Origin of the sequence: Streptomyces sp. DH41, assembly GCF_029813785.1 — a bacterium.
GTDB lineage: Bacteria > Actinomycetota > Actinomycetes > Streptomycetales > Streptomycetaceae > Streptomyces.
Window position 1 is genome coordinate 1 of the sequence record NZ_JARVKY010000029.1, and the last position, 23,560, is coordinate 23,560.

General features: G+C 73.6%; 23 protein-coding genes and 1 pseudogene. 7 read left to right on the forward strand and 17 right to left on the reverse strand.

Going from position 1 to position 23,560, the window contains the following annotated elements:
- Nucleotides 1-48: 48 nt before the first annotated feature.
- The 4 genes from QC283_RS33615 to QC283_RS33630 form a co-directional block, all read right to left on the reverse strand.
- Complete coding sequence (locus tag QC283_RS33615) at nt 49-408, reverse strand: cupin domain-containing protein (protein ID WP_279565544.1); 360 nt, start codon at nt 406-408, stop codon at nt 49-51.
- Between the two features lie 79 nt (nt 409-487).
- Nucleotides 488-1,465: a pyridoxal-phosphate dependent enzyme gene (locus QC283_RS33620; protein WP_279565545.1), complete on the reverse strand. Its 978-nt coding sequence runs from the start codon at nt 1,463-1,465 to the stop codon at nt 488-490.
- Nucleotides 1,462-2,169 (reverse strand): helix-turn-helix transcriptional regulator, encoded by a 708-nt coding sequence (locus tag QC283_RS33625; RefSeq protein ID WP_279565546.1) that lies wholly within the window; start codon nt 2,167-2,169, stop codon nt 1,462-1,464. The genes QC283_RS33620 and QC283_RS33625 overlap by 4 nt, the downstream gene beginning before the upstream one ends.
- A 408-nt stretch (nt 2,170-2,577) precedes the next feature.
- Entirely contained in the window at nt 2,578-2,883 is a 306-nt protein-coding gene (locus tag QC283_RS33630) for a hypothetical protein (protein ID WP_279565547.1), read from the reverse strand.
- Nucleotides 2,884-3,228: 345 nt separating this feature from the next.
- On the opposite strand from QC283_RS33630, the gene QC283_RS33635 reads away from it, so the two are divergent.
- Both QC283_RS33635 and QC283_RS33640 read left to right on the forward strand, forming a co-directional pair.
- Entirely contained in the window at nt 3,229-4,890 is a 1,662-nt protein-coding gene (locus QC283_RS33635) for an alkaline phosphatase D family protein (RefSeq protein WP_279565634.1), read from the forward strand.
- A gap of 192 nt (nt 4,891-5,082) precedes the next feature.
- A complete protein-coding gene (locus QC283_RS33640; protein ID WP_279565548.1) occupies nt 5,083-6,459 on the forward strand; it encodes an alpha-lytic protease prodomain-containing protein in 1,377 nt (458 codons plus the stop codon).
- Nucleotides 6,460-6,529: 70 nt separating this feature from the next.
- On the opposite strand, the gene QC283_RS33645 is transcribed toward QC283_RS33640, so the two are convergent.
- From QC283_RS33645 to QC283_RS33680, 8 genes are all read right to left on the reverse strand, one after another.
- A complete protein-coding gene (locus QC283_RS33645) occupies nt 6,530-7,612 on the reverse strand; it encodes a serine hydrolase domain-containing protein (protein WP_279565549.1) in 1,083 nt (360 codons plus the stop codon).
- On the reverse strand, nt 7,609-8,529 hold the full coding sequence (locus QC283_RS33650) for a DUF6895 family protein (RefSeq protein WP_279565550.1): 921 nt from the start codon (nt 8,527-8,529) through the stop codon (nt 7,609-7,611). The genes QC283_RS33645 and QC283_RS33650 overlap by 4 nt, the downstream gene beginning before the upstream one ends.
- The gene (locus tag QC283_RS33655) at nt 8,526-9,470 is read right to left on the reverse strand and encodes a DUF6895 family protein (protein ID WP_279565551.1); all 945 of its coding nucleotides are present in this window, start codon (nt 9,468-9,470) and stop codon (nt 8,526-8,528) included. Before QC283_RS33655 ends, QC283_RS33650 begins: the two co-directional genes overlap by 4 nt.
- Entirely contained in the window at nt 9,467-10,174 is a 708-nt protein-coding gene (locus QC283_RS33660) for a hypothetical protein (RefSeq protein ID WP_279565552.1), read from the reverse strand. Before QC283_RS33660 ends, QC283_RS33655 begins: the two co-directional genes overlap by 4 nt.
- A 21-nt stretch (nt 10,175-10,195) precedes the next feature.
- Nucleotides 10,196-10,381 carry a hypothetical protein gene (locus QC283_RS33665; RefSeq protein WP_279565553.1) on the reverse strand — a complete coding sequence of 62 codons (186 nt, stop codon included), beginning with the start codon at nt 10,379-10,381 and terminating at the stop codon, nt 10,196-10,198.
- Between the two features lie 137 nt (nt 10,382-10,518).
- A complete protein-coding gene (locus QC283_RS33670) occupies nt 10,519-11,154 on the reverse strand; it encodes a class I SAM-dependent methyltransferase (RefSeq protein WP_279565554.1) in 636 nt (211 codons plus the stop codon).
- A 197-nt stretch (nt 11,155-11,351) separates the two neighbouring features.
- Nucleotides 11,352-12,353, reverse strand: coding sequence for a mechanosensitive ion channel family protein (locus tag QC283_RS33675; protein ID WP_279565555.1), 1,002 nt, complete (start codon nt 12,351-12,353; stop codon nt 11,352-11,354).
- Between the two features lie 669 nt (nt 12,354-13,022).
- Nucleotides 13,023-13,649, reverse strand: a complete 627-nt coding sequence (locus QC283_RS33680) for an RNA polymerase sigma factor (RefSeq protein ID WP_279565556.1) — start codon at nt 13,647-13,649, stop codon at nt 13,023-13,025.
- A 153-nt stretch (nt 13,650-13,802) separates the two neighbouring features.
- Here QC283_RS33680 and QC283_RS33685 point away from each other — a divergent pair, with 153 nt between their 5' ends.
- On the forward strand, nt 13,803-15,029 hold the full coding sequence (locus QC283_RS33685; protein WP_279565557.1) for a MerR family transcriptional regulator: 1,227 nt from the start codon (nt 13,803-13,805) through the stop codon (nt 15,027-15,029).
- Entirely contained in the window at nt 15,019-15,486 is a 468-nt protein-coding gene (locus QC283_RS33690; RefSeq protein WP_279565558.1) for a TIGR03618 family F420-dependent PPOX class oxidoreductase, read from the forward strand. The genes QC283_RS33685 and QC283_RS33690 overlap by 11 nt, the downstream gene beginning before the upstream one ends.
- 9 nt (nt 15,487-15,495) lie before the next feature.
- Here QC283_RS33690 and QC283_RS33695 read toward each other — a convergent pair whose 3' ends face one another.
- Together QC283_RS33695 and QC283_RS33700 are read right to left on the reverse strand one after the other, a co-directional pair.
- Nucleotides 15,496-17,622, reverse strand: a complete 2,127-nt coding sequence (locus tag QC283_RS33695; protein ID WP_279565559.1) for an MMPL family transporter — start codon at nt 17,620-17,622, stop codon at nt 15,496-15,498.
- Between the two features lie 142 nt (nt 17,623-17,764).
- A complete protein-coding gene (locus tag QC283_RS33700) occupies nt 17,765-18,319 on the reverse strand; it encodes a MarR family winged helix-turn-helix transcriptional regulator (RefSeq protein ID WP_279565560.1) in 555 nt (184 codons plus the stop codon).
- 107 nt (nt 18,320-18,426) lie between these two features.
- Here QC283_RS33700 and QC283_RS33705 point away from each other — a divergent pair, with 107 nt between their 5' ends.
- Nucleotides 18,427-20,001, forward strand: coding sequence for an SDR family oxidoreductase (locus tag QC283_RS33705; RefSeq protein ID WP_279565561.1), 1,575 nt, complete (start codon nt 18,427-18,429; stop codon nt 19,999-20,001).
- Between the two features lie 219 nt (nt 20,002-20,220).
- Complete coding sequence (locus tag QC283_RS33710) at nt 20,221-21,597, forward strand: cryptochrome/photolyase family protein (RefSeq protein WP_279565562.1); 1,377 nt, start codon at nt 20,221-20,223, stop codon at nt 21,595-21,597.
- A 55-nt stretch (nt 21,598-21,652) separates the two neighbouring features.
- Here QC283_RS33710 and QC283_RS33715 read toward each other — a convergent pair whose 3' ends face one another.
- The 3 genes from QC283_RS33715 to QC283_RS33725 are packed head-to-tail and all read right to left on the reverse strand — an operon-like array spanning nt 21,653 to nt 22,719.
- Entirely contained in the window at nt 21,653-22,093 is a 441-nt protein-coding gene (locus QC283_RS33715; protein ID WP_279565563.1) for a hypothetical protein, read from the reverse strand.
- 38 nt (nt 22,094-22,131) lie between these two features.
- The gene (locus QC283_RS33720; RefSeq protein WP_279565564.1) at nt 22,132-22,464 is read right to left on the reverse strand and encodes a DUF3140 domain-containing protein; all 333 of its coding nucleotides are present in this window, start codon (nt 22,462-22,464) and stop codon (nt 22,132-22,134) included.
- A gap of 6 nt (nt 22,465-22,470) precedes the next feature.
- Nucleotides 22,471-22,719: a DUF2945 domain-containing protein gene (locus tag QC283_RS33725; RefSeq protein ID WP_279565565.1), complete on the reverse strand. Its 249-nt coding sequence runs from the start codon at nt 22,717-22,719 to the stop codon at nt 22,471-22,473.
- Nucleotides 22,720-22,948: 229 nt separating this feature from the next.
- Between QC283_RS33725 and QC283_RS33730 the strand changes: the two are divergent.
- Nucleotides 22,949-23,535 (forward strand): annotated as a pseudogene (locus QC283_RS33730) (thioesterase family protein).
- The last annotated feature ends 25 nt before the right edge of the window (nt 23,536-23,560 follow it).

Here is a 23,560-nt window from a genome sequence, read left to right on the forward strand (position 1 = left end):
ACCCCCTCTCGCGGTTCCCGACTGTCCGCCCGACGCACGCGGGCCGCCCTAGTCGGCCTTGGCGTACTCCTTGGCCATGCCTCCGGCGAAGTCGTACACCACGCACTGTTCGTCGCCCACCACCCAGGCGTCGTGCCCGGGCGAGCAGACGAACACGTCGCCGGGGCCCACCTCGCTCTCGGCTCCGTCGTCCATGTGGACGCGCATGCGCCCCTGGGCCACGTAGCAGTTGTGGTGGATCATGCAGCTGTCGGTGCCCGCGATGGGTGCCACGGACTCCGACCAGCGCCAGCCCGGCTCGAAGGTGGCGACGGCGAAGTCGAGGCCTTCCATGTGCACGGCCTCGATGTGTCCCCGGGGGAAATCGCGCCGCTCGTCCGGCTTGTCGAGCGTCTTGGCCTCCAGCATGACGCTCCTCCTTTCCCTGCTCCCACCATCCCATCGTCCGCCTGTCAACTCGGGGCCGCCATCCGGGGGACGTGGGGTCTCAGCGGGGCGCGCCGCACAGGCGGGCGAAGCGTGCGGCGTCCACGTTGCCGCCGGAGAGGATCACGCCGACGCGGCCGGGCAGCGGGCCGGCGCGGCCGGTGAGGAGGGCGGCCAGCGGGGTGGCGCCACTGGGTTCCAGGACGGTCTTCAGCCGCTCGAAGGCGAACCGCATCGCGTCCCGGATCTCGTCGTCACCGACCAGCACGACCCCGTCGAGCAGCCGCCGGTTGAGGGAGAAGGTCAGCTCGCCGGGAGTGGGCAGGGCCTGGCCGTCGGCGATGGTGCGCGGGACCGGGACGGTGACGCGCCGGCCCGCCTCCAGGGAGCGCCGGGTGTCGTCACCGGCCTCGGGTTCGACGCCGATCACGCTGGTGCCGGCGTGCAGGCCCTTGACCGCCGTCGCGCTCCCGGCGATCAGTCCGCCGCCGCCCACCGGTGCGATCAGCGCGTCCAGTGGTCCGGTCTCCTCGACGAGTTCGAGGGCGGCCGTGCCCTGTCCGGCGATGACGTGCGGGTGCTCGTAGGGCGGGATGAGGCTCAGCCCGCGTTCGGCGGCGAGGGCCTCGGCGAGGGCGACGCGGTCGCCGGTGTAGCGGTCGTAGGTGACGATCTCGGCGCCGTAGCCGGCGGTGGCGTCCCGCTTGGAGGGCGGCGCGTCCTCGGGCATGACGATCACCGCGGTGGTGCCCAGTTCGCGCGCGGCGAGGGCGACCGCCTGGGCGTGGTTCCCGGAGGAGTAGGCGGCGATGCCGCGGGACAGCCGCTCCGGCGTGAGGCGGGAGGCCGCGTTGTAGGCGCCGCGGAACTTGAAGGCGCCCACCCGCTGGTGGTTCTCGCACTTGAGGAAGACCTCGGCGCCGACGAGGGCGTCCAGGGTGCGCGAGCGCAGCACCGGGGTGCGGTGCGCGACGCCCGCCAGGCGGGCCGCGGCGGAACGGACGTCGTCGAGGGTGACCGGCGGGGTGGTGGTCGTCACGCGTGTCCTCCAGCGGTGTCGGGGTCGGGGCCCGGGGATGCGGCCGGGCCGGTCGCGGCGCGGGCGCGGGAGAGGTAGTTGTAGGCGGAGGCCCGGGAGATGCCGAGCCGGGCGGCGACCTGCTCGACCGATCGGCGTACGGCGAACACTCCGCGTCCGTCCAGGTCGCGGAAGAGCTCCAGGCGCTGTGCGCGGTCCAGCGCCGCCCAGCTCCTGTCCCGCAGCGGGTGGGCGTCCAGGATGGCGTCGACCACCGCGTCGATGTCGTCGCCGAAGGTGGTCGCCGGGGGATCGGCGGGGGCGCCCGCGGCGCCGGCGAGGGCACCGAGGAGGGCCTGGGCCCGGTCGACGGCGGTGACGTCCAGGTTGACGCACAGGGCGCCGAACACCGCGCCCGTGGAGTCGCGCAGCACCATCGTGGAGGACTTCAGCAGGGTGCCGTCGCCCGTGCGCGTGACGTAGTTCAGCTCGTCCCGCGCCTCGTCGCCGCGGGCCAGCACGCGCATGCCGATCTCGCTCATCGCCCCGCCCACCGTCCGCCCGGTCACCGAGCCCGCGACGGCCACGACCGACCGCTCGGGGCGCCGGTAGTCGTGCAGGACCACCTCGCAGACCGGGCCGAACGTCGCCGCGATCCCGTCGACGACGGGGCGTAGCGCGGCGAGGACGGAGTTCCGTTCGGCGTCCAGGGCCGTTTCGCTCACCAGGTGCCTCCTTACTGGAACCGCGAGTGGACTGAGACTACACGTCTAATGTCTGGACTGACAGTCCAGATTCCATCGGCGCCCCGCGGTCGGCGTGGGACCACCCTCTCGCCGAGCGGGTCGTGCGGGAGGACGGCATCGCGCTCACCGCCCGCGTGGACGGACTTTTCCCCGGTCGGCGCACCCGGGTGACGCTCGCCCCGGTGGGGCACGGCGCGAGATCACGGCGACACCGACGGCGGAGGCGACGGAGCGCGAGACCGGCGGCAACCGCGCCGGGCTCACGGGAGGACTGGGAGAAGCGGCCGCACGGCCAGTCCAAGAGCCGCGTCAGCCGTTCGCCACTGCCGGCGTAGACGGCGGACCGGGCAGTGGCGGCGCCCCGGGGACGGACCGCCCGTCCGGCCCTTACGGGCGCGGATCGGTCCGCCGCCAGCCGGGGCGGGCGTCCGCGCCCCGGCGGCCGGCCGCGGCGGCGCACCGGGGGCAGACCCGGCGGACGGCGTCGGCCGCACCGCCGGACTCGGGCAGCACGTCGGCCCAGGTCACGCCCGCGAACCGGGACAGCCGCGCGCGGTGGAGCGACAGACCGCAGACGGTCTGATTCCTGCCCTGTTCCCACGCGTGCACCTCGCCGGCCGGAAGCCAGCGGTTGTCGTCCTCGTCCCACCAGCGACCGGAGGCCGCCACTTCGTAGCGCCGCGTCCTGGCCATCGGCTCCGCCCGCCGCCTTCCTCTCCCGTGCCCCCGGTCCACTGGCCCCCACGCCTCACCCGCCCCGGGTGCCCTGCGGCGAAGACGCCCACACGCGCGTACCCCCTCCTGTGTGATCACCCCGCAAGTCCTGCCGGTTTCGCCCGTTTCGTCTGCTTAGCATGCGGGGTCCGCGCATCGCGGGTCGGCGCCACCGCGCGACGGGACCCGGGCACGGACGGCGCACCCCGGCTCGCCCCGCCGCGAGTACCCCGTGCCGGCGTGCGTGGGGCGACCGCCCGGGGCCCACCCGGTTCCCCGTGCCGTTCGCCCATGGACCGCCCGCCCCGTACGAGAGGACAGCAGATGGCGCCCACGGGCCGTCACAGCGCACTGGCCGAGCACGCCTTCTCCCCGCACGACGCCGTGCTGGGCGCCGCCGCACGGCACCTCGGCCGCCGGCGTTTCCTCACCGTCACCGCGGCCGCCGCCGCGCTCGCCTTCTCCACCAACCTGCCGGCTCGCGGCGCGGTCGCCGCGCCCCTGCGGGCCGCCCGGATCAGCAGCGACCCGTTCACCCTCGGCGTCGCCTCCGGCGACCCCCTGCCGGACTCGGTGCTGCTGTGGACCAGGCTGGCGCCGGAGCCGTTCCTGGAGGACGGCGGGATGGGCACGGAGCGGGTCACGGTGGAGTGGGAGGTGGCCCTCGACGAGTACTTCGCGGCCGTCCTCTTCCGGGGCACCGCCGAGGCCCATGCCGAATACGCCCACAGCGTGCACGTCGACGTCAAGGGTCTGACACCGGGCTCCGTGTACTACTACCGCTTCCGCACCGGTACCTGGATCAGTCCGACGGGCCGCACCCGCACGGCGCCGCCGGCGGGCGGTGCGGCCTCGTCACTGAGACTGGCGGCCGTCGCCTGCCAGGCCTACCAGGACGGCTACTACACGGTGCACCGGCACCTCGCCGAGGACGACGTCGACGTGGTCTTCCACCTCGGCGACTACTTGTACGAGTACGCGGTGAACTCGGCCGGCGGCGAGCGCCGCTACACCGACATCACGCTGCCCGACGTGTTCAACCGCGAGACCATGACCCTCGCGGACTACCGGATGCGCTACGCGCTCTACAAGAGCGACGAGGACCTGCGGGCCGCGCACGCCGCGCACCCGTTCGTCGTCACCTGGGACGACCACGAGACCGAGAACAACTACGCCGACAGCGTCCCGGAGAACGACATCCCGCCGGACCAGTTCCTGCTGCGGCGGGCGTCCGCCTACCGCGCGTACTGGGAGAACCAGCCCCTGCGCGCCGCCCAGCTGCCCCAGGGCCCCGACGCGCAGCTGTACCGCCGGCTACACTGGGGCACGCTCGCCCAGTTCGACATCCTCGACACCCGCCAGTACCGCTCCGACCAGGCCTACGACGACCGGCCGCACGCCCCCGGACCCGAGTCGGACGACCCGGCGCGCACCATCACCGGCGCCGCGCAGGAGCAGTGGCTGCTCGACGGCTGGCAGGGCTCGGCAGCGCTGTGGAACGTGATGCCCCAGCAGGTCTGCTTCTCCCAGCGCAAGTTCGACGTGACCGCCGACGCCGCGCTGTCCATGGACGCCTGGGACGGCTACCGCGCCTCACGCGAGAGGGTCGTCGCCGGTGCCAAGTCGGCCGGGGTCGACAACTGGCTGATCCTCACCGGCGACGTGCACGTGGGCTACGCCCTCGACGTCAAGGACGACTTCGACGACCCCGCGTCCGCCACCGTCGGCACGGAGATCACCTGCACGTCGGTGGCCAGCGGCCGGGACGGCGTGGAGCAGCCCGCCAACTGGGACCTGTACATGCGGGCCAACCCGCACATGAAGTTCTACAACGGCAAGCGCGGCTACGTCCGGGTCGGACTCGACCGCCAGGCCGCCCGCCTCGACTTCCGGACGGTCTCCGCGATCAGCACGCCCGGGGCCCCGATCACCACGGCCGCGTCCTTCGTCACCGAGGCGGGCGCCCCGGGGCTGAAACCCGCCTGATCCCGGCCCGGGACGCGCGTCCGCGTACTGCACTTGGCACCCACCGCGTCCCCCATAGCGCGAAAGACACCCGGGTCCGGCGTCGGCGCCCGTCTTCGCGGCAATGACTGTGACTTCGCCGCTTCGCACCGTGATCCACGGTCATCCACCGATCCCCGCTGTCTCGTACAGCCCTCGAAGGAGGCACATCGCATGGTCGGCAGACATGCCGCGCGCAGCCGCCGCGCCGCCCTGACCGCGCTCGGCGCCCTGGTCCTGACCGCACTCCCCTCGGCCGCGTCGGCCGCGCCCCCGCCCGCCCCGGAGCGTCAGCCCGTCGCCGCCCGGACGCTCGGCGCCCACAAGCCGACGGCGGACGTGCTGCGCGCGATGGAGCGCGACCTGAAGCTGACGCCGCGGCAGGCGACGGCCCGGCTGGTCAACGAGGCGGAGGCGGGCACCCGGGCGGGCATGCTGCGCAACACGCTGGGCGACCGCTTCGCCGGGGCCTGGGTGAGCGGCGCGACCTCCGCCGAGCTGACCGTCGCCACCACCGATGCCGCGGACGCCGCCGCCATCGAGGCGCAGGGCGCCAAGGCAGCGGTCGTCGAGAAGAACCTGAGCGAGCTCCGCGCGGTCAAGGAGAAGCTGGACGCCGCCGCCGTCCGTACGCAGACCCCCGAGACGCCGGTCTGGTACGTCGACGTGCGGACCAACCGGGTCGTGGTCCAGGCCACCAGCCGGTCGGCCGCGTCGGCCTTCGTCGAGGCGGCCGGGGTCGAGGGCCAGGGCGTGGGCGTCCGCGTCTCGCAGGACCGGCCGAGGGTGCTGGAGGACCTCGTCGGCGGCGACGCCTACTACATCAACGGTCAGGCCCGCTGCTCGATCGGTTTCTCCGTCACCAAGGACGATCAGCAGGGCTTCGTCACGGCGGGTCACTGCGGTGACCCGGGCGACACCACCACCGGGTTCAACGAGGCGGACCAGGGCACCTTCGAGGCCTCGACCTTCCCCGGCAAGGACATGGCCTGGGTGGGTGTCAACGCCGACTGGACCGCCACCCCCGACGTCAGGGCGCAGGACGGCCAGACGGTGCGGGTCGCCGGCTCGGTCGAGGCGCTGGTGGGTGCCTCCGTGTGCCGTTCCGGCTCCACCACCGGATGGCGCTGCGGCACGATCGAGCGGCACGACACGAGTGTCAGCTACCCGGAGGGCACCGTCGACGGGCTGACCGAGACGACGGTGTGCGCCGAGCCCGGCGACTCCGGCGGCCCCTTCGTCGCGGGTACCCAGGCGCAGGGCACCACGTCGGGCGGCTCCGGTGACTGCACGCGCGGCGGGACCACCTTCTACCAGCCCGTCAACCCGCTGCTCAGCGACTTCGGCCTCACCCTGACGACCACGTCCGCCTCGGCGGGAACGCCCGCGCCGCAGGACAACGCGGCCGCGGACGCGTGGGCGGCGGGCCGGGTCTACGAGGTCGGGGCCACGGTGTCCCACGCGGGCCTGCGGTACCGGTGCCTGCAGAACCACCAGGCGCAGGGTGTCTGGTCGCCTCAGGACACGCCGGCCCTGTGGCAGCGTGTCTGACGGACGGTGAGCCGCCGGTACGGCGGCTCACGGGCGCGGGGCCGTCGCCGACGGCGGCTCCGCGCCTTCGTCATTCCCCGGCGAGGAACGCGTACGCGGTGGTCATGAACGGGTCGCGGGCGCGGAAGCGCCGGGTGCACACCGCGGCCAGCGCCGTGCCGGTGTCGGGCCGGAACCCCAGGAACGCCTGCTGGCCGAGGGTGGCACCGCTGTGGAAGTACATCGGCCCGCCGTCGGTGGGGTGCCGGAACCACGCCACCGTGTGCACGTGCCGGTGCCCCAGCCCGCGCCTCAGCACCGGAACCCGTACCGCGCGCAGCGCGCCGGCGGCCGGTGAGCCGGCCGGGTCGAGGTGGGCCTCGAGGAAGGCGAGCAGGTCGTGCGGGGTGGACCGGACGGCCCCCGCCGCCTGGAAGCCGCCCGCGTCGAAGGCCGGGACGGGGGTGCGGCCGTCCTTGCGGTGCCCCGTGGCGTCGGTCTTCCCGTCCGCCGCGCGCAGGGCCGTACCGCTCAGGCCGAAGGGGTGCAGGACCTGCCGGGTGAGCAGGTCCTCCCATGCCGTGCCGGTGACGGCCTCGACGGCGTGGCCGAGCACGGACACACCGTAGTTGGAGTAGTGCCAGCGGGTTCCGGGGCGGTGCTTCGGTCCGTGGCGCAGGAAGGTGCCGGTCAGCCGGTCGGCCGGGTAGCGGGCGTAGGGATTGGTACGCCAGGCGGGCAGGGCGAGGCGGAGGAAGCCGGCGGGCAGGCCGGGCAGCCCCGAGGTGTGGGTGATGAGGTGGGCGAGTGTCACGGGGTCGGGGCCGGCCGGCCGGGCGGGGTCCAGGCAGGCGACGGCCGGTTCGCCGCCGGTGAGCACACCGTCGTGGATCAGCCGGGTCAGCAGCAGTCCGGTGAACGTCTTGGAGGCCGACCCGATCTCGTAGCGCAGGTCCTCGCGGGGGACGGCGGGGGGTGGGGCGGTGCCGCCGCTGTGGAGGGCGCGCCGGCCGTGCCGGGAGACGGCGAAGACGACGTCGGGTGCGTCGGAGACGTCGACGGCGCCGGCCAGCCGGTCGTCCAGGGCCGCCTCGTCGGCGGGTCCGGGCGCCGGCGGTGTGGCGTGCTCGTCGTCGGCCGGATCGCCCGGCCAGTTCGTCGGACGGTCTGTCATGAGCCGCTGTGCGCCAGCTCGCTGAGGGCGCGGGAAGTGGCGAGCAGGGAGGCGAAGGCGGCGACCAGTGTCGGGTGGTAGACGATGTCGAACACCTCGTCGGGGTCGCCCTCGGGCATCGTCCGTGTCGCGGGCATGGCGCCGTCGGGCCGTTGCGCGGCGGCGAAGCCCTGCCAGGCGGGCTCGTCGAAGGTGGGCCGGGGCAGGCAGGCGTCGACGACCAGGAGTTCACCGAGCAGGTCCCAGCGTTCCAGGTCCAGCCAGTCGTCGATCCAGACCGGGAGCCAGGTGGCGAGGTAGTCGGCGATCGGGGCCGGCAGACCGTCGGGGTTCTCACCCCAGTCGGTGAGGTGGAAGACGGTGTGCGTGATGTCGTAGGCGGTGTGGCCCTCGACCGTCCACGGTTCGGGGGTGCCGGCCAGCCAGGTGGCGTCCAGCAGCTCGGCCTCCGGTGGCCGGGGCGGCAGGCCGAAGCGGCGTTGGAAGGCGGAGAGGCCCAGACGACGGGTCGGCGTCACCGGCAGCCGCGTCCAGTTCGCCAGCCGGTGATTGAGGACCGTGGCCCGCTCCACCTCGGGCTGGCTGTAGCCGAGCTCCTTGAACGCCAGGTAGACCTCGAACGGGATGGGTGAGAACGGCTCGATGCGCTGCCCGCGCACCAGCATGCGGCCCCCGTCCAGAGTTTCGCGCCAGCTGTGGTCGAGCAGTTGGCGGGCCAGTCGCGCCTGCCGGGACCCGGCTACGCCTTCGCGGAAGAGCACCTTGCAGATGAGGGCGAGTTCACCGACCGGCTTGAAGCGTTCCAGGAAGCCGATCTCGGGGTCCACCTCCGGATCCAGCCGGAAGCCGTCGCGGTGAACCCACAGCCACTCCAGGGCATCGGCTCCGACGCGGTGGATCAGTCGGGTGTCCGTCATCCCGGCACTCCTTGTCCGGCGTGGTCCACGTCCCTCAGCCGTGCCGTGGTGAGGGACGCCGCGAACGCCGCCATCAGGGTGGAGTGGTAGCAGTCGGTGAAGTCGTAGGGGGCGGCGCCGTCGGTGGATCCGGCGGCGTCCTGGATGGCGCCCTCTTCGGGGATCGCACCGGACGCGTGCTGTGCCGCCGCGACGCGCTGCCAGGCGTCCTCCAGGACGACCGGTTCGGGCGGGCGCGGCAGGCTCGCCGCCACGGCCAGCAACTCGCAGCTCAGGTCCCACATCCGTGCCTCCAGGCAGGTGTCGAGCCAGGGCGGCAGCCAGTGCAGCAGGTAGTCCGCCAGATCCGGCGGTACCCCTTGGGCGGTGCGTCCCCATTCGGTGAGGTGGAAGACGACGTGGGTGAGCGCGTAGCCGGCCGCGCGTTCGAAGGTCCAGGGTTCCGGCAGGCCGCCCAGCCAGGTGCGGCCGAGCGCCTGCGGTACCCGGCCGTGCGGGCTCAGGCCGCTGCGCCGCTCGGCCTCGATGACACCGAGCCGGCGGGTGGGGTACTGCTCGGTCAGCCGCCAGCCGCGGGTGCGGGCCACCACGGCGGCGCACTCCTCGTACCCGGTGTGCCGGTGACCGGCCGAGGCGAAGGCCGCGTACACCTCCAGCGGATAGGTGGCGAAGGGCTCCAGCGACTGCATCAACAGGAACAGTTCGCCCCGGCGGGTCTGTTGCCAGGCGAAGTCCAGCAGGCTGGACACGCGGGTGTGGAGCGGGTCCGACGGCGGGGTGCGCGCGGACACGGAGGCGCAGACCTGTGCGAGCTCGCCCAGGGGTTTCCAGGTGCTGTTCACCTGGCCGTCGGCGGCCAGGGCGTCGTCGCCGAGGGCGAAGCGGTCGCGGTGGGCCCACACCCAGGCCAGGGCGGCCTCCTCGACCTTCCGGACGCTCACAGGAGCACTGCGGCCGGCATCAGCCGGACCGCCTCCAGTTGCAGGGCCACCCGCGGGTCGTTGCCGCCCATGAGCCGTACGAAGTCGAGTCCGGCCTCGAGACCGAGGGTGTCGGGCACGCCGTCCAGGAGGGTGAGCCAGCGCCCGGCTCCGGCCGCCTGCTGCCAGTCGCGGCGGCGTACCGCACGCACGAAACCGCGGGCGACATCCACCGGACGGCGCCGGGCCGCACGGGCCACCGCGCACTCCTCGCCGGGCAGTGCGAGCGGGGCGAGTACGGCGAGTTGGTGGGTCAGGAACTGCCAGCCCGCCTCGTCGAGCCAGTCGGCGCCGGGTTCGGCGACCGGGTCGTCGTCGAGCGGGTGGGTCAGGGGTTCTTCGAGCCGACGCAGGGCACGGACCATGGCCCAGTGGCTCCATACGACGGTGGGGGCCGCGTCGGCGCGCGGCGGATGGGCCGCCACGGCGTCCTTGAACACCGTCAGTCGTCCGGGTTCGGGCGGAACGCCCATCAGGGCGGTGGGCAACAGCGCGTCGGCGCCCAGGACCCGTACCGCCGCGACGGCGACGCCTTCGCCCGCGCCGCTTTCCGCCAGGGTGCCCCCCGCTCGCACGTGGTCTCCGCTCCGAAGAGCGGAGACCACGTCGGAAGCGAGGTCCAGCACCGTCCCCTGGAGAAGGGCCGACGTGCTCGACTGCTCCATCTCGATACTCCCGTCGGTCCGTCAGCCCTTCTTCGGGCGCGGGGTCGGCGGCGAAAGCAGCAGCTTGCCGCCTCCGGCCTGGAGGGCCAGCGCGGCGCACTCGCGGCTGTCGCGGAAGACTCCGTCGGGCTCGGCGGGGTTCAGTGCCGCTTCGATGTCGATGTTCTCGGTGCGGACTTCCTCGAGCACCTTGTCCTTGGAAGGCATTTCACCATCTCCCTCTGGTAGCCAATGGCCTTCACACCACAGGTGTCCGGGAAGCCACAAAACATTCCTCTCTTCTCAAATTCCTCGTGAGATTACTTTTTCAACAAAACGGACACGGGTGCCTTCTTGCTCCTGTTTCACAGGCGCCGCAGGCGCCACACGTTGTCCTCGCGGAAGCCTTCGACGCCCTGAGGCGAGGCGCTCGGCCGGCGGACGGTCTCCTTGACCTCGATGGTCCATTCGCCGTGCGGCAGGGCGAGTTCGGCGAGGACCCCGTCCAGGGTGGGGAAGACGGCGTCGAAGGGAGGGTCGGTCTGCCAGGACGGCCACCCGGCGTGCAGGACGAGCAGCAGGGTTCCGCCGTCCGCGACGGCCCGCGCGGCGTCGCGCAGGACGGCCTGCTGGTCGAGTGCGACCGGGGACTGCAGATAGTGGGCGCTCACCAGGTCGAACGAGCCCTCGGGAAATGACCGGCCCAGCTCGTGGCGTTCCCAGGAGACGCGGTCGCCGACCCCGGCGTCGGCGGCGTGCCCGGCGGCGCGTTCGAGCGCGGTGCCGGAGATGTCCACGCCGGTGACCCGCCAGCCCCGCGAGGCCAGCCACACGGCGTCCGCCCCCTCGCCGCAGCCGAGGTCCAGCGCGGTGCCGGGGGCGAGGTCACTCGCCTCACGGACCAGCAGGTCGTTGGGCCGGCCGCTCCAGACCCGGTCGGTGTCGCGGTAGCGGTTTTCCCAGAACTCCGCCGCGGGAGCCGGCTCGGGCATGTCGGTCATGGTGCCTCCTGGAGAGGGACGGGACGGACGGATCGTCCGCTCGGCAGCGCGCGACGACCGCGCCACCTGTGCGCAGGCTGCACCGGCCGGAGCCAGGACGACAAAATACTTTGCCGGTTCGGCAAACCCGGTGCTCACCACCGTCCGGTCCGACCGGCCCGTCCGGCCTGGCCGGCCCGTCCTCCCCATCCGACGCGTCAGCGCGTCAGGGCGCCGTCCTCGGGCTCGGGAGCGTCCGTGCGCACCCATACCGTCCGCTGCGGGAAGGGGATGTCGATGCCCGCCTCGTCCAGGGCGTCCTTGACCCGGCGACGCAGCTCGCGGGTGATACCCCACTGCTGGAGCGGCACGGTCTTGACGGCCAGACGCACCAGGACGCCGTCGGCGTCCAGGGACTGCACCCCCCACACCGCGGGGTCCTCGAGCAGGAGGTCCGTGAAGTCCGGTTCCTGGCGCAGGGCGCGGCCGGTGTCCTCCAGCACGCGGTAGACCGTGTCGAGGTTCGCGTCGTAGGCCACGGCGACGTCCAGGACGGCACGCGCCCATTCCTGGCTGTCGTTGCGGACCCGCAGGATCTCACCGTTGCGGATGTGCCACAGGCCGCCGTTGAGGTCGCGTACGTGCGTCAGCCGCAGCCCGACGTGCTCCACCTCGCCGACGGCCTCACCGAGGTCGACCGAGTCGCCGACGCCGTACTGGTCCTCGACCATGATGAGCAGGCCGGACAGGTAGTCGGCGACCAGGCTCTGGGCGCCGAAACCGATCGCCAGACCCACTACTCCGGCGCTGGCCAGCAGCGGGCCGAGCGCGATGCCGACCTGGTCGAGCACCATGGCCACACCGACCATGAACAGCACGATGGTCACGGCGCTGCTGAGTACCGAGCCGATCGTGCGAGCCCGCTGTTCACGGCGCTGTTTCGCCCGGGACCGGTCGCGGTGCAGTACGGCGGCACCTCGCCCCGACCGCCGGGGCCGGCTGCGCTCGGACTCACCGGCCGGCGGCTCCAGCACTCGCTGGACGACCCGGGTGATGGCCCGCTTGGCCACCGCGCGCACCACCAGCAGGATGACGACGATGAGCGCGATGCGCAGCGGTATCCCGATCAGTGCCGTGGTGTGGTCGCCGATCCAGTCCGACCACGAGGCCGCCAACCGCGGGTCGGTGGCCGGGCCGAAGGGCGGGGAGGTGTGCGACATCGGCTCAAGTGCTCCGTTCCTCGGGGATGACGTCTCTGCCGTCGGGGCCGCCTACCCACGGACGGCTCGAGCATGACGCCCGGTGCGTTTCGGCGCTCTCGTCATGTTTTTCCCGTCCGTCCCCTATGTCGGACGGTTGCGCCATCTTCACTCGGGTCCGGCCCATCACCGGCGCCGGCCCGGGCACCCGTGAGGGGTCGTCCACAGCGGAGGGGGACCTGCGGCGTGGTTACCGTTGTTGCCGTCCTACTACTGCCCGGAGTGGGGCTGCTGTTGTTCACCATGACGTGCCTGGAGGACCGGCTTTTCGGCGATCCGGGCCCGGCCAGGCACGCCCGGCGCCGGCATCTGCGTCTCATTCCGGGCGGCAGAACCGGGGAGGCTCCGCCGGGCGCGAGCCGGAAACCGGCCGGACACCGGTCATCCGGCCGCGACGCCGCCTGAGGCCCGGCCTGTCGGCACGGCACCCCTGGCCGGTCGGCACGGCCCCCTGGCTGGTCGGCACGGCCCCTGCCCGGTCCGCGGGCGCCGGCCGCGGCGCCCGGACCGCCAGGTGGGCCACCGGGGCCGCGGCGAGCAGCGGTCCGGCGATATCACCGGCGTGGTACATGGTCTGCGCGCACTGCCGGGCCTGGTCGACGGGCCGTGGATGTGTACGATCGCCGGGCGCTACGGGGCGGCCTCCGGGACATCGGCCTCCCGCAGCCGATCGCCGAGTCGGCGCAGCCCGCGGCGGGCGTGGCTCTTCACCGTGCCGAGGGGCCAGCCGGTCAGCCGGGCGATCTGGGTGTGCGTCAGGTCGTCGTAGAAGGCGAGGCCGAGGACCCTGCGCTGCGGTGCGGGGAGCCGCGCCAGTTCCTGGCCGAGGATCACCCGGTCGAGTACGGCTTCCGGCCGGACGGCCGGATCGTACGGGGTTCGCGCGAGCCGGGCGCCGGCCGCCGCGACGAGGTCGGCGCGCCGTGTGCGGGCGATCAGCGCGTCGGCGATCTTGCGGCGGGCGATGCCGACCAGCCAGCCCGCCAGTACGCCCCGCGCGGGCACGAAGGTGTGCCGGCCCCGCCATGCGGCCAGGAAGACCATCTGGGTGACGTCCTCCGCCTCCCGCGCGTCGCCCAGCGCCCGGTGCGCCAGCGTGAACACGAGGCCGCTCCACCGGTGGTGGGCGGCCACCAGGCAGGCCTCCTCGCCGCGCGCGAAACCCTCGGCCAGTTCCTCGTCGGCGAGCGGCTCCCCGGCCGCCGGCGAGCAGGACGGAGCGGGGGTGGGCCGCCCGCGGGGCCACTGTGCGGTCATGATGGCTGCTGCTCCTTCACCAGTCGGCCGGGGTCCGGCCGGCCCGGCCGCCGCGGACGCCTCCGGCCGCCCCAGCCTGGGCAGGGCGGTCGAGGACGGGCAACTCGCAGCGTTTGTGCGTCGTATGGTGAGGAGGTGCCTGAAGGGGATGAAGTGAACGGCGGGGATGGCGAGGACGGCGTGTGCCCGGACCCGGCGGACGACGCCGGTGTCACGACCGGCGCCCTGGCACGCCGGCTCGGTGTGTCGCCGACGACGGTCAGATCGTGGGACCGGCGCTACGGGCTGGGTCCGGCCGACCGGGAGGACGGCCGGCACCGGCGCTGGCGGACGGCGGACATCGCCGTGCTGGAGGAGATGTGCCGGCTGACCGCGGCCGGGGTGGCGCCTGCCGAGGCCGCGCGCGCCGCGAGGACCGGGACGGGGCGGGGACGGACCGGGGCGCTCCCGGGCCGGGGCGCGCCGTCGACGCCGGGGGACGGATCCTCGACGGCCGGCTCGGCGCCACCGACGGACGGGTTCGCGGCCCCGACGCCAGGTCTCCCGCTCTCGACACCCGCAGCCACAGCCACAGCCACAGCCACAGCACCGACGGCGGACATTCCCTCCCAGTCCCGGCCCCCGGGCTCCCCCTCCCCGACCCCGGGCGTTCCGTCGCAGGCGCCCGGCGGCGCCCGTGCCGGTGGGAGTGGTCTGCCGCTCGGCGACGTGCGCCACGAGGCACGCGGGGTCGCCCGTGCCTCGGTACGGCTGGACTCGCCGGCGGTGCAGCAGCTGCTGAACACTTTCGTCCGGGACCACGGCGTCGTCGCCGCGTGGGAGGACGTGATGATGCCGACGCTGCACGCTGTGGGCCGTAAGTGGCAGTCCAGCGGCGACCGTTACGTGGAGGTCGAGCACCTGCTGTCCTGGCACGTCTCCACCGCGCTGCGCAGCACGCCGCTGCTCCGGCCCTGCCCGCGGCCGCCGTCCGAGGCGGCACCCGTGCTGCTCGCCTGCCTCCCCGACGAGCAGCACACCCTGCCGATCGAAGCGCTCGACGCGGCGCTGCGCGAGCGGGGCACGGCCACGCGGATGCTGGGCGCCGCCGTACCGGTCCGGGCGCTGACCGCCGCCGTGCGCCGCACGGGACCGGGAGCCGTCGTGCTGTGGTCCCAGACACGGTCCACGGCCAGTTCGCCCCTCGCCCGGCACCTCGCCGACACGCGGTGGGGCGTCAAGGGGGCCCGGCTCGGCCCCGTCGTCCTGGCCGCCGGTCCGGGGTGGGGGCACCGGGCGCCACCGGGACTGCTGCGGCCCCGCGAACTGGCCGAGGCACTGGCGATGCTGTCCCGGGCGGAAGCACGCACGATTCACGCAGGGAGATCCGATGAACACTGAGGAACGGCGCGGCACGGACGCGGCGGACACGGACACGGACGCGGAGTTCGTGAGGTTCTGGCAGGAGCGCCGGCTGTGCTTCCTGTCGACGCAACGCGTCGACGGGACCCCGCACCTGGTCCCGGTCGGGGTGACCTACGACCACGCCACCCGTACGGCACGCGTCATCACCGGCGGGGCCACCGCGAAGGCGCGCAACGTCCGGCGGGCCGAGCGCCCCGTCGTCGCCGTGAGCCAGGTGGACGGCAGGAACTGGTCCACCCTCGAGGGCGTCGCGACCGTGCGCGACGACGCCGAGGCGGTCCGCGACGCGGAGGCCCGGTACGCGGCCCGCTACCGGCAGCCCCGGGCGAACCCGGAGCGGGTCGTCATAGAGATCGCCGTCCGGCGTTTTCTGGGCACGGTGCGTCCCCTCGCACCCTCCAGGGACGGTGCCCCTGGAGGCCTCGAAGGGTGAGCCCACCGGTCAGTCGCCGCGCCCCGGGCGGGAGACGGCGTCCCCCGCCGCCCCGGCCGGTGTCCGGCGGCCGAGGCGTCCGGGCCACCACGCGACGGCGCCGATGTCGCGGGCGAGCGCCGGGACCAGCAGCGAGCGCACCACGAGGGTGTCCAGCAGGACGCCGAAGGCCACGATGAAGGCGATCTGCACCAGGAAGGCCAGCGGGATCACCCCGAGGGCGGCGAACGTGGCGGCGAGGACGACACCGGCCGAGGTGATCACGCCACCGGTGGCGGTCAGACCGCGCAGGATGCCCTCCCGCACGCCGTGCTCCAGGGACTCCTGCCGTACGCGGGACATGAGGAAGATGTTGTAGTCCACGCCGAGGGCGACCAGGAACACGAACCCGTACAGCGGGACGGAGGCGTCGGTGCCGCTGAAACCGAACACATGGGTGAAGACGAGAGCCGAGACGCCCAGGGTGGCCAGGAAGTTCAGCGCCACCGTCGCCACGAGCAGCACCGGCATCAGCAGGGAACGCAGCAGGACGACCAGGATGGCCAGAATGATGGCGAGGACCACCGGCACGATGAGCGAGCGGTCGTGTTCGGCGGTGCGCTGGGTGTCGTACTGCTGGGCGGTGTAGCCGCCGACCAGGGCGTCCGCGCCGGACACGTCGTGGACGGCGGACCTGAGCCGGACCACCGTGTCCTTGGCGGCGTCGCTGTCCGCCGGCGCCTGCAGCGTCGCGTCGATCCGCACTCGCCCGTCGACCACCTTCGGTTCCCCGCCGCCCGGCCGGCCGGAGGCGGTGACCGCGGCGGCGGAGGCTACGCCGCGTGTGTCGCGGGCCGCCGCGAGGACGGGGTCGAGCCGGCCGGCGTCCGCGATGATCACGGCGGGGTTGCCGGAGCCGCCCGGGAAGTGCCGCGCCAGGGTCTGCTGGGCGGCGACCGAGGGAGTGTCGTTCACGAAGATCTCGTCCAGCGGCACGCCCTTGGAGGTCAGGGTCGGCGAGAAGGCGGCGCAGGCGATCAGCGCGGCGAGGGAGATCGCCCAGATGCGGCGCGGGGCCCGGTCCACCAGTGCGGCGACGCGGTGCCACAGGCGGTGCCCGGCCTCCGGATCTCCGGTGCGCACGGGCTTGGCCGGCCAGTACGCGGCCCGGCCGAGCAGGACGAGGACGGCGGGCAGGAAGGTGAGTGTGCTCAGTACGGCGCAGACGATGCCGATGGCGCCGACGGGTCCGAGCGCGCGGTTGTTGGTGAGGTCGCTGAGCAGCAGGGCCAGCAGGCCGGCGGCGACGGTCGCCGCGCTGGCGACGACCGCCCCCCAGGACGCCCGCAGCGCCGCGCGCATGGCGCCGAAGCGGTCCGGGTGCCGGGCGATCTCCTCGCGGTAGCGGGCGGTGAGCAGGAGCGCGTAGTCGGTGGCGGCGCCGATGACCAGGATGGAGAGGATGCCCTGGACCTGTCCGTCCACGCGCACGATGTCGCGGTCGGCGAGCGCGTAGACGATCGCGCAGGCCAGGCCCAGCGCGAAGACGGCGCCGAGGATGATGACCAGGGGCAGCAGGACACTGCGGTAGACGAGCAGCAGGATCACCAGCACCGTGATCAGTGCGACGCCGAGCAGCAGCCCGTCGATGCCCGAGAAGGCGTCGGAGAGATCGGCCTGGGAGGCCGCCGGTCCGGCGAGTCGCGCCTGGGTGCCGGGGACCTGACCGGCGGCGTCGCGGATCTGCTCCAGGACGTCGGGCAGGCGGTCGCCGAGGTCCGGCTCGACCTGGACGACGGCTTGGAGGGCTTCGCCGTCGTCGGAGGGCAGGGCGGGCGTCGCGGGGCCGACGATCCCGGGCTCCCCTTCGAGGCCCGCGACCGACCGGGTCGCCGCCGCCCGGTGTTCGGTGACGGCGCCGCCGCCGTCTGCGGTCCACACGACGATCACGGGGAGGGTCTCGTCCTGCTGGAAGGCCTTCTGCGCGTCGATGACCCGGGTGGACTCGGCGCTGCGGGGCAGGAAGGCGGCCTGGTCGTTGGTGGCGACCTCACCGAGCTTTCCGGCGTACGGGCCGAGCGCCCCGCCGATGCCGAGCCAGGCCAGGAGCAGGACGACGGGGACGAGCCAGCGGGCTCGTCGGGAGGTGATGGACATCGCTCTTCGGGTCTCCTGGTCTCCAGCGGTGCGGGAAGTGACTCGATCATAAACAATCTCAATGATTGAGTTACTTGTGGGTCATCGCGACACACCCACTTATGCCCGGGCGCACCCGCCGGATGCGGCACGCGGCGGAAAATCAGCCGTCGTCCGACCGCACGAGCCGCAGTTCCCCGTTCATCGCCGCCAGGAAGCGGACCACGACCGCCAGTTCGCTCTCGTCGAAGCCGGAGGACGCGGCCGTGGCCGCATCGGCCAGCGGACGGAAGTACGTCCGGGCCGCCGCCCGGGCACCGGGCACGTAGTGCAGATGGACGACCCGGCGATCCGCGCTCTCCCGGACCCGGCGCACGTGCCCCGCACGCTCCAGCCGGTCCACGCACGCCGTCACCGCGCCCGAGGTGAGCCCCAGATGCTCGCGCAGCCGCCCCGGCGTCATGGGCTCCTGCGCGTCCAGGATCGCCGCGAGAGCCTGGACGTCGGTGGCGTGCAGTCCGTGTGTGCCGGCGAAACTCTGCACGAGGCGGTTGATCTCGCCGTTCATCCGCCGGAGCTGCGCGGCGAGGACGTGCAGCTCGCTCGCCTCGGGCCCCGCCTTGGACCCTCGCCCGGACTCCGCCGCGGTGGTCCGCCCGGACCCCGCTCCGGTCCCCCGCTCGTGCGCGTGCTGTCCGCGCTGGTTCGCTGTCGCCACGCGATCAGCGTATAGAAGGGTCAACCTGGGCCGTCGCGCATCCACCGCGGTCCGCGCGTGGGAAGTGATCACCGCGACGACTTCCCGTGCGAGACGGAGCCTGGCCCATGAGCGAAGTACACGGCCGCGTGAGCGGCGACAGAGCCGATGCGGGGGACGGCGACGGAGCGCGCGGCCCGCGCTGTCTGGTCACCGGCGCCACGGGGTACATCGGCGGCCGGCTCGTGCCGGAGCTCCTCGCCGCCGGGCACCGGGTACGGTGCCTGGCCCGCTCCCCGCACAAGCTGCGCGACCATCCCTGGGCCGGGGACGCCGAGGTGGTGCGGGGAGACGTCACGGACGCCGGCTCGGTGGCCGGGGCGATGGAAGACATCGACGTCGCCTACTACCTGGTGCACGCGCTGGGTGGCGGCGGGGACTTCGAGGAGACCGACCGGCGGGCGGCGCGTACCTTCGCCGAGCAGGCCGAGGCGGCCGGTGTACGGCGCATCGTCTATCTCGGCGGCCTGACCCCACCGGACGTGCCCGAACGGGAGCTGTCGCCGCACCTGCGCTCGCGCACCGAGGTCGGCCGCGTCCTCCTGGCCTCCGGCGTGCCCACGACCGTCCTGCGCGCCGCGGTCGTCATCGGCTCCGGGTCGGCCTCCTTCGAGATGCTGCGCTACCTGACCGAACGGCTGCCGGTGATGGTCACGCCGAGCTGGGTCCACACCCGCATCCAGCCGGTCGCCGTCCGGGACGTGCTGCGCGCCCTCGTCGGCAGCGCGCGGATGCCGGACGACGTCTCCCGCGCCTTCGACATCGGCGGACCCGACGTCCTGACCTACCGGGACATGATGGTCCGGTACGCCGAGGTGGCAAAGCTGCCGCGGCGGCTGATCCTGCCGGTGCCGATGCTGACACCCGGCCTGTCCAGCCACTGGGTCGGTCTGGTCACCCCCGTGCCCGCGTCCATCGCGCGCCCGCTCACCGAGTCGCTGCGGCACGAGGTGGTGTGCCGCGAGAACGACATCGTCCGGTACGTGCCCGCCCCGCCGGGATACCCGCTCGGCTTCGACGACGCGGTCCGGCTGGCCCTGCAACGCGTGCGGGACGCCCGGGTCGCCACCCGCTGGTCGTCCGCGTCCGTGCCCGGAGCGCCCAGCGACCCGCTGCCCACCGACCCCGACTGGGCCGGCGGCAGTCTCTACACCGACCACCGCGCCCTGACCGTCGACGCCCCGCCCGACGCGCTGTGGCGGGTCGTCGAGGGGATCGGCGGCGACAACGGCTGGTACTCCTTCCCGCTCGCCTGGGCGGTACGGGGCTGGCTGGACCGGCTGGTCGGCGGGGTCGGCCTGCGCCGCGGCCGCCGGGACGCCGCGCGGCTGCGGGCCGGCGACTCGCTCGACTTCTGGCGGGTGGAGGAGATCGTCCCCGGCCGTCTGCTCCGGCTGCGCGCGGAGATGCGGCTGCCGGGTCTGGCCTGGCTGGAGATGTACGCCGAGACGGACGACGCGGGCCGTACACGGTACCGCCAGCGGGCCCTGTTCCATCCGCACGGGCTGGCGGGCCACGCCTACTGGTGGAGCGTGTGGCCCTTCCACGCCGTGGTGTTCGGCGGCATGGCCCGCAACATCGCGCGGGCCGCCGTCCGGGACCACCGGCCGTCCGGCCCGGTCGGCGGCGCACCCGCCTCCTGACGCGGGCGGGCCGCGTCACCCGGCCCCCGGACGAGGGGCGCCGACGTGCGCGGCCCGGCCCGTCGCGGCCCGCGGCCCTGGGCCTGTCGCCGGGGGCGCACCTCCCCTGCCTCCACGCAGACCACACCACGGTCGGCTCCCGTGCCCCGCGATCCTGTCCGCGTCCCGAGCCTCACGTCCCGAGCCCCCAGCCCCCAGCCCCCAGCCCCGAGGAGCGTCATGACCACGTCGGTCGTCCTGTTCACCCGCGACCTGCGACTGCACGACCACCCGCCGCTGCGCGCCGCCCTCGAGGGCTCCCGCGCCGTCGTGCCGCTGTTCGTCCGCGACCGGGCCGTCGACGCGGCCGGTTACGCCGCACCCAACCGGCTCGCCTTCCTCGCCGACTGTCTGCGGGACCTGGACGCCGGACTGCGCGAGCGGGGCGGACGGCTGGTCGTCCGCTCCGGCGACCTGGCCGAGGAGGTGTGCGCGGTGGTCGGCGAGGCGGACGCCGACGAGGTGCACATGGCGGCCGACGTCAGCGCGTACGCGCACCGGCGCGAGGACGTGCTGCGGGCCGCTCTGGAGGCGCGGGGCTGCCGGCTGCACGTCCACGACGCCGTGACCACCGTGCTGGCCCCGGGGTCCGTCACCCCCGCCTCCTCCGACCACTTCGCCGTCTTCACACCGTACTTCCGGCGCTGGTGCGAGCGGCCCGTCCGGAGCGTCCTGCCCGCGCCCCGCCGTATCCGCGTCCCGGACGGCGTCGGCTCACAGCCACCGCCCTGCCGCACTGACCTGCCCGGGCTGTCCCCGGGACTGCCTCCCGGCGGCGAGAGCGAGGCCAGGAAGCGACTGACGGCCTGGCTGCGCGGCCCCGTCACCGGCTACGAGGACCACCACGACGACCTGGCGGGCGACGCCACCTCCCGTCTCTCCCCCTACCTCCACTTCGGTGCCCTCTCCCCCGCCGAAACGGTCCACCGCGCGCGCCGCGGGGGCGGCCCCGGCGCCGAGGCGTTCGTACGGCAGCTGGCCTGGCGCGACTTCCACCACCAGGTCCTGTCCGCACGGCCGCACGCCTCCGCGCTCGACTACCGCACCCGGCACGACCACTGGCGTTCCGGGCCCCGGGCCGAGGAGGACATCGCCGCCTGGAAGGACGGGCGCACGGGTTACCCGATCGTCGACGCCGCGATGCGCCAGCTGCGGCACGAGGGCTGGATGCACAACCGGGGACGCCTGCTGACCGCCAGTTTCCTCACCAAGACGCTCTACGTGGACTGGCGCGTCGGGGCCCGGCACTTCCTGGACCTGCTCGTGGACGGCGACATCGCCAACAACCAGCTCAACTGGCAGTGGGCGGCGGGTACCGGGACCGACACCCGCCCCCACCGCGTCCTCAATCCCACGACCCAGGCTCGGCGGTTCGACCCCGACGGGGCGTACGTCCGGCGCTGGGTGCCCGAACTGGCGGGCCTGGAGGGCCGGGCCGTACACGAACCCTGGAGGCTGTCCGGCCCCGAGCGCGCCGTCCTCGACGCCTACCCGGACCCGATCGTGGACCTCGCCGAGGGCCTGGAGCGCTTCCGCCGGGCCCGCGGACGCGACTGACCGTCCGTCGGGAGACACCCCGCACGCGGATCTCGGCGTCAGGTGAAAGGCCTGTTCACAGGGTGCGGGTGCCGGGGCTGTCGGGGCGGGCCGTGTGGTCGGGGTGGTCACGGGTCCGGCGGGCCTCCTTCAGCTCCGCCTCGTACAGATGGTCACGGCCCTCGGCGAGCCGGTCCACCGCCTCGCGCTCCAGATCCCGGAACGCCTGGTAGTACGTCCGGTCGTACGCCTCGACGATCTGGAACGTCCAGTGCCCGGGGATGACGTTGCGTCCCAGGATCTCCGTCCGGACGCGCTCGGCCCATTCCGGGTGACCCGCCTCGCGCAGCAGCTCGACCGCGCGGTCCAGTTCGAAGTCCGCGGTGCCGGTGAGCTGGTGAAAGGCGAACAGGTGCCCACGGGCACGATCGGTCGTCTCCAGCGCCTTGGACAGGGACCCGAGGGCTTCAACCGTCTCGTCGCTGACGCCCTCGGGGCGCCGGTGCGGGTCTTCCATGCCGTGGTCGGTCCCTTTCGGTGAACGTGAGAACGGTGTCACGTCAGCGGATCGTGGCCCCAGTTCATGAGCGAGTGCCGCCACCGGGTGTCCCGGACATCGCCCGAGGGCCGCTGGGCCAGATGCCGGCGGATGTAGCCGACGACCTCGCGCATGTGCTGGTAGTCGTCGTCCGAGAGGTCGCCCTTCTTCGTCCGCAGGATCTCCACGATCCGGCGGCCGGAGGCGTGCCCGGTGGACTCTCCCCCGTCCTTGTGCTGTCCCGCTTCCCGCGACTGGTCGGAGGCCAGCCATTTCTCCAGTTCGGCAGGCGTCATGTTCACCAGTTCGCGGAACCGGTCCCCGGTCTCCTTGCTCTCCTCGTCGTCCACTCCGTCTCACTTCTTCTTCTTGAGCGCGGACGGCTTGTGCACCGCCGGCCGGCCGGACTTGTCGCTCCGGACCTGGTACTGCGGATCGTCCGGCGAGGCGTCCACCGTGCGCCCCGCGGCCTCGGTGCGCTTGGTGATCTTCTTCTCCACCTCCCCTTCCGCCCGGCTGCCGTGGCTGCTCCAGGCGACCTTGTCGCCCTTTCCGAGGTTCTCGCCACCGTCTCGGTTCTCGGCGCCACCGCGGTTCTTCGCCATCCCGGTGCTCCTTCCCTCGCTCCGTTCCCTCACCAGCCTGGGTGGTGCGCGGTGGTTCCACCACTCGGCAGCGGGTCCCCTTGCGGGGCCGCGAGTTCCCGGTTCCGGCGCCGAACTATCCTGAACGCTGCCGGGCCCCGGCCCACGGCCTCACTCGTCACCGCAGTCGTTCCAGGAGCAGCCCCCGTCGAGCACCAGTACAGCGACCCCGGACAGCTGCTACGAGCGCATCGACGAGCACCGCTACAAGAGATACGGGTGGAGACGGTCCGCCCCGGGCGCACGATCGAGCTGGTGGAGGCGACCGTGCTCATCGCGGGCCGGTCCGTGGTGCGGGCCAGGGCCTGGCTGCTCGCCGACGGGGACACGAGCGCCGTCGCCGGTGGCGCGGCGGACCGGCTCGCCGCGCCGCAGACGCTCGCTTCCTGGCCCATGGCCGCCGAGTGGCCCGGCGGATACATCGCCTCCCTGGACGTACGCCCGCTCGCCCCTCCCCTGCCGGGCCGCACCACCGCCTGGGTCTCCACCGGGCTCGACCTGGTCGCCGGGGAGGCCGCCGGCCCGCTGGCGTCCTTCGTCACGCTGATCGACACGGCCAACGGCATCGCCGTACGTCAGTCGCCCGAGGAGTGGATGTTCCCGAACGTCGACCTGACCCTGCACCTGCATCGCGCTCCCCGCGGGCGCTGGACCGGCCTGGACACCGCCGTCGTCTTCGGCCCCACCGGGCAGGGCGTCACCAGCACCGTGCTGCACGACGCCGACGGCCCCGTCGGGCACGCACAGCAGATGCTCACCGTTCGTCCGCAGCCGTGAAACGGCCGACTTCGCGGTCCCGCCC